Below are 4,571 nucleotides of genomic sequence, written 5' to 3'. Positions count from 1 at the left end.
AAACGACGGATGACGAGGGGGGAATGCACCAGAAATGAGCATGCCGCCCTGAGTGATGATGGATGCACTGTAATAGAAAAGGGCCCGTGACGGGCCCTTCTGCGACAACCAGCGGCGATTTAGCCAGCCAGCTTGGCGAAGCTGCGCTCGGCGGCAGCCAAGGTGTGTTCAATCTCCTTGTCGCCGTGAGCCAGCGACAGGAAGCCTGCCTCGTAGGCGCTCGGCGCCAGATAGACGCCCTCTTCCAGCATGAGATGATAGAAGCGCTTGAAGCGTTCCATATCGCAGCGAGTGACCTGCTCGTAGCGGGTGATTTCGGGCTCGTCGGTGAAGAAGAAGCCGAACATGCCGCCCACATAGTTGATGGCGAGCGGGATACCGTGCTTGGCGGCGGCCGCTTTCAGCCCTTCTGCAACCCGCGCAGTCTTGGCGCTCAGTTGCTCATAGAGGCCCGGCTCCAGCAGCAGATCCAGCATGGTCAGACCGGCCGCCATGGCCACCGGGTTGCCGGAGAGGGTGCCCGCCTGATAGACGGGGCCGGTTGGGGCAATGTATTGCATCACCTTCTTCTTGCCGCCGAAGGCGCCCACCGGCATGCCGGCACCGATGATCTTGCCGAGGGTGGTAAGATCCGGCTCGATGTTGTAGTGACCCTGAGCGCCGCGCAGGGAGACGCGGAAACCGGTCATCACCTCGTCCAGGATCAGCAGGGCGCCGAACTCGTCACAGATGGCGCGCAGCCCTTTCAGGAAGCCGGGCACCGGCGGGATGCAGTTCATGTTGCCAGCGACCGGCTCGACGATGATGCAGGCGATCTCGCTGCCGTACTGGGTGAAGGCTTCGCGTACCGACTCCAGATCGTTGAACACGCAGGTCAGGGTGTGTTTGGCGAAATCGGCCGGTACGCCCGGGCTGTTGGGTTGGCCCAGGGTCAGGGCGCCGGAACCTGCTTTGACCAGCAGGGAGTCGGCGTGGCCGTGGTAGCAGCCCTCGAATTTGACGATCTTGTCGCGGCCGGTGTAGCCACGGGCCAGACGGATGGCGCTCATGGTCGCTTCGGTGCCTGAGTTGACCATCCGCACCTGCTCCATGGAGGGGACGATCTGGCGGACTTTCTCGGCCATCAGCACTTCGATTTCGGTCGGCGCACCGTAGCTCAGCCCCTTCTCAACGGCCTTGATGACGGCGGCCTTGATGGCAGGGTGGTTGTGACCGAGCAGCATGGGGCCCCAGGAGCCGATGTAATCCACGTAGGCCTGACCATCCACATCATAGAGATAGGCGCCGTCGGCATGATCGATGAAGCGGGGCGTGCCGCCGACCCCATTGAAGGCGCGGACCGGTGAGTTGACGCCACCTGGAATGGTCTGGCGGGCCTGTTCAAACAGCTGATCTGATTTTGACATGGATCATCCTTAATGGGATTTTGGGCGTCACACAAGGGATTGCAGCCGATTGAGACTCGGCAGGCCGGGGCATGAGGAGTATGCTTTGCGCTCTCGCCACCCGGACTCTCGGTCTGCTCCCGTGACAAAAATTTAACGGGCCGACTATAGCAGAAAGCCCCAGCCCTGGGCAGCCGAGCAACGCGCCGGGTGATCCTGATCTCAGCTAGCTGACGATGTGGTTTTTCCAAGTTGGTGTAACAAGATGGCGCAACAAGCTCTCTCCTCTGAACCCGATACCTCTTCGCGGGGGCCGCTTTCCCGCATTATCCGGCAAGACAAGATGCCCTTGCTGGTGTTGCTGCTGGCTGCGCTGGTCGGCACCCTGGCCGGACTGGTGTGCGGCCTGTTTGAATCAGGTGTCCATTGGCTGGCAGAGCAACGAATTGCCTTGTTGGCCGACCGTCCCTGGTGGCAGCTCGGTCTGCTTGGCTTTGGCTTCAGCGCCTTGTTGGGATTTGTCGGCTACTTTCTCACTCATACCTTTGCCCCGGAAGCGGGGGGCTCCGGCATTCCCGAGATCGAGGGGGCGATGGACGATCTGCGCCCGGTGCGGTGGTGGCGGGTGTTGCCGGTCAAGTTCTTCGGTGGCATCTGCACCCTGAGCTCCGGCATGGTGCTGGGGAGGGAGGGGCCCTCGGTGCAGATCGGTGGCAACCTTGGCAAGATGGTGGCGGATATCTTCCGGCTACCCAAGGAGCATGGTCACGCCCTGCTGGCCGCCGGTGCGGCGGGCGGTCTGGCGGCAGCCTTCAATGCGCCGCTGGCAGGCATCCTGTTCGTGATGGAGGAGATGCGGCCGCAGTTTCGTTACTCCTTTCTGGCCATCAAGGCGGTGGGGATCTCCGCCATCATGGCGACCCTGATGCTGCAGAACATGAAAGGGCAGGGGGCGGTGATCACCTTGCCTCACTACGATGCGCCAGCTCTCAAGGCGCTCTGGCTGTTTCTCTTTATGGGGGCCACCTTCGGGGTGCTGGGCTTTGTCTTCAATAAGCTGGTGCTTGCCTGTCAGGATGGTTATCTGGCGCTGCATCAGAACAAGCGCCACCGTTTCGTGGCCATCGGCATGCTGGTCGCCGGAACGTTTGGGGTGCTTTCGCTGTTTGCCCCCTCGGTGACCGGCGGCGGCACCGAGCTTATTCCCCATCTGATGGGGGATGAGTATGCGATGGCGACCCTGTTCCTCATCTTTTCGGTGCGGCTGGTCGCAACCCTTATCTGCTTCTGCTCCGGCGCCCCAGGCGGGGTGTTTGCGCCGACCCTGGCGCTGGGCACCCTGTTTGGCGTGGTGTTCGGCCATCTGTTTCATGCGGCGTTTCCCGAGCTGGGCATCGAGCCAGGCGCCTTTGCCATCGCCGGGATGGGGGCGCTGTTTGCTGCCACGGTGCGTGCTCCCATCACCGGCATCGTGTTGGTCACCGAGATGACCGACAACTATCAGCTGATCCTGCCGATGATGATCACTACAGTCGGGGCGACCCTGGTTGCTCAGTGGCTGGGTGGCCGACCCATCTATTCCCAGATCCTGGAGCGAACTTTACGGCTCGCCGCGCGTCAAAAACGGGGAGACAGCGGCGCCATGACCAGTTAACTCCTTGTATGTCAGCGCAGATCCGGTCGAGTTGCGTATAGTGAAGGGAGCATGGCCGCTGTATGGCGCAGTAACAAAAGAGGCCTTATGTCCCAGATATTGAAGTTGTTGGCTGTGCTGCTGATGGGCGCGCTGATCGGGTATTTCGTCGGCAATCGACAGGAACTGGCCCAGAGCAGCCTGTTGACGGTGCAGCAAGAGACCCTGGAGCGTCAGGGCAAGGCGATTGGTCAGCTCAAGAGTGACCTCGGCATCAAGGAGACACTGCTGGCCACCCAGAGAGCCGCGTTCGAGCAACTGCAGCAGACGCTCAAGGATCAGGAAGCCCAGGTGCAAGAACAGAAGCGCCAGCTGGCCTTTTTCGAACGCATCATGCGGCCCACAGGGGAGCAGGTGGGGGTCGTGATCGATAATCTCACCCTGCAGGAGACCAGTATTCCCGGTCGCTATCACTATCGCTTGGCATTGACCCAGCCAGCCAAGCAGCGCGAACTGTTTCGCGGTCAGGTACAGATAAAGGTAGAAGGGAGCCAGGGTGACAAGCCCAGAACCCTCGGCAGCCGTGATCTCGGCATGAAAGTGGGCGAGGGACGTTACGCCTTGCGCTATTTTCAGCTGTTGGAAGGCAACTGGCAGTTGCCGGAAGGCTTTGTACCGGACCGGGTGCGTGTCACTATTGGCAAAGAGGGTAGGCAACCTGCCCAGGAGTTGCGGGCCGAATGGGGGGAGGTGATCAAACCACTGGTGGTTGCTCCGCCTGCACCTGCCCCTGCAGTGCAGTAAGAAGCTTGGTGAATACTTGAACTAAATGGTCGGGTATTAGATAATTTCGCGGTTTCCATGTTTGTGGATTTAACGGTTGTGAGGTCAGTAATGAGTGCAGTAGCAGAAGCCCCGTTGCCCATCCAGATGACGGATGCGGCAGCCAACAAGGTGAAGAACCTGATCACCGAAGAAGAAAATCCCGAGCTCAAGCTGCGGGTCTACATCACGGGCGGTGGCTGCTCCGGTTTCCAGTACGGTTTCACCTTTGATGAGAAGATCAATGAAGGGGACACAGTGGTTGAGAAGAGTGGGGTCACCATGGTGATTGATCCCATGAGCCTGCAATACCTGGTGGGCGGCAGTGTGGACTACATCGAAGGTCTGGAAGGCTCCCGCTTTACCGTGACCAACCCCAATGCCACCACAACCTGTGGCTGTGGTTCCAGTTTCTCCATCTGATGTGCCGTAACGACACGATAGATAAGGGCCCATCAGGGCCCTTATCTATTATCCCTCTCTTTATCCCTATCTGCCTTCCTATATAAAGCGTCGCATCCTTATAAAGGCATCAACGAAGTTTTTGGCATGTAAAAGGGGGATGGTGCCTCTTCTGAAGTACATAAATGGATGCATCTTGCACGATCTGGCTGTTGATTAAACACTTGAACGTATTCCTCAATAAAACACAGTGTTTTTACTTGCCAGAAAGATTCAGTCCCCTATAATGCGCCCCTACCAGCACGGCGGAACACGCCAACCTGATGAGC

4 protein-coding genes are annotated in these 4,571 nt (G+C 59.3%); 3 read left to right on the top strand and 1 reads right to left on the bottom strand.

Going from position 1 to position 4,571, the window contains the following annotated elements:
- Positions 1-119 precede the first annotated feature (119 nt).
- A complete protein-coding gene (gene hemL / locus AAC083_RS06200; RefSeq protein ID WP_108536095.1) occupies positions 120-1,406 on the bottom strand; it encodes a glutamate-1-semialdehyde 2,1-aminomutase in 1,287 nt (428 codons plus the stop codon).
- A gap of 244 nt (positions 1,407-1,650) precedes the next feature.
- Between hemL and clcA the strand changes: the two genes are divergently transcribed.
- The 3 genes from clcA (at position 1,651) to erpA (ending at position 4,263) form a co-directional block, all read left to right on the top strand.
- Positions 1,651-3,039 (top strand): H(+)/Cl(-) exchange transporter ClcA, encoded by a 1,389-nt coding sequence (clcA, locus tag AAC083_RS06195; RefSeq protein ID WP_108536094.1) that lies wholly within the window; start codon positions 1,651-1,653, stop codon positions 3,037-3,039.
- An 87-nt stretch (positions 3,040-3,126) separates the two neighbouring features.
- The gene (locus AAC083_RS06190) at positions 3,127-3,822 is read left to right on the top strand and encodes a DUF6776 family protein (protein WP_108536093.1); all 696 of its coding nucleotides are present in this window, start codon (positions 3,127-3,129) and stop codon (positions 3,820-3,822) included.
- Between the two features lie 90 nt (positions 3,823-3,912).
- Complete coding sequence (gene erpA / locus AAC083_RS06185; RefSeq protein ID WP_042038514.1) at positions 3,913-4,263, top strand: iron-sulfur cluster insertion protein ErpA; 351 nt, start codon at positions 3,913-3,915, stop codon at positions 4,261-4,263.
- The last annotated feature ends 308 nt before the right edge of the window (positions 4,264-4,571 follow it).

The sequence above is a fragment of the Aeromonas sp. HMWF014 genome, assembly GCF_963878295.1.
GTDB lineage: Bacteria > Pseudomonadota > Gammaproteobacteria > Enterobacterales > Aeromonadaceae > Aeromonas > Aeromonas popoffii.
Note: the sequence above shows the minus strand (reverse complement) of the source record. Positions and strands in the feature narration are given on the sequence as shown.

Bases quoted from the DNA above. Each gene is read 5' to 3' on its own strand.
- hemL (WP_108536095.1), bottom strand. From the start codon at position 1,406: ATGTCAAAATCAGATCAGCTGTTTGAACAGGCCCGCCAGACCATTCCA.
- clcA (WP_108536094.1), top strand. From the start codon at position 1,651: ATGGCGCAACAAGCTCTCTCCTCTGAACCCGATACCTCTTCGCGGGGG.
- AAC083_RS06190 (WP_108536093.1), top strand. From the start codon at position 3,127: ATGTCCCAGATATTGAAGTTGTTGGCTGTGCTGCTGATGGGCGCGCTG.
- erpA (WP_042038514.1), top strand. From the start codon at position 3,913: ATGAGTGCAGTAGCAGAAGCCCCGTTGCCCATCCAGATGACGGATGCG.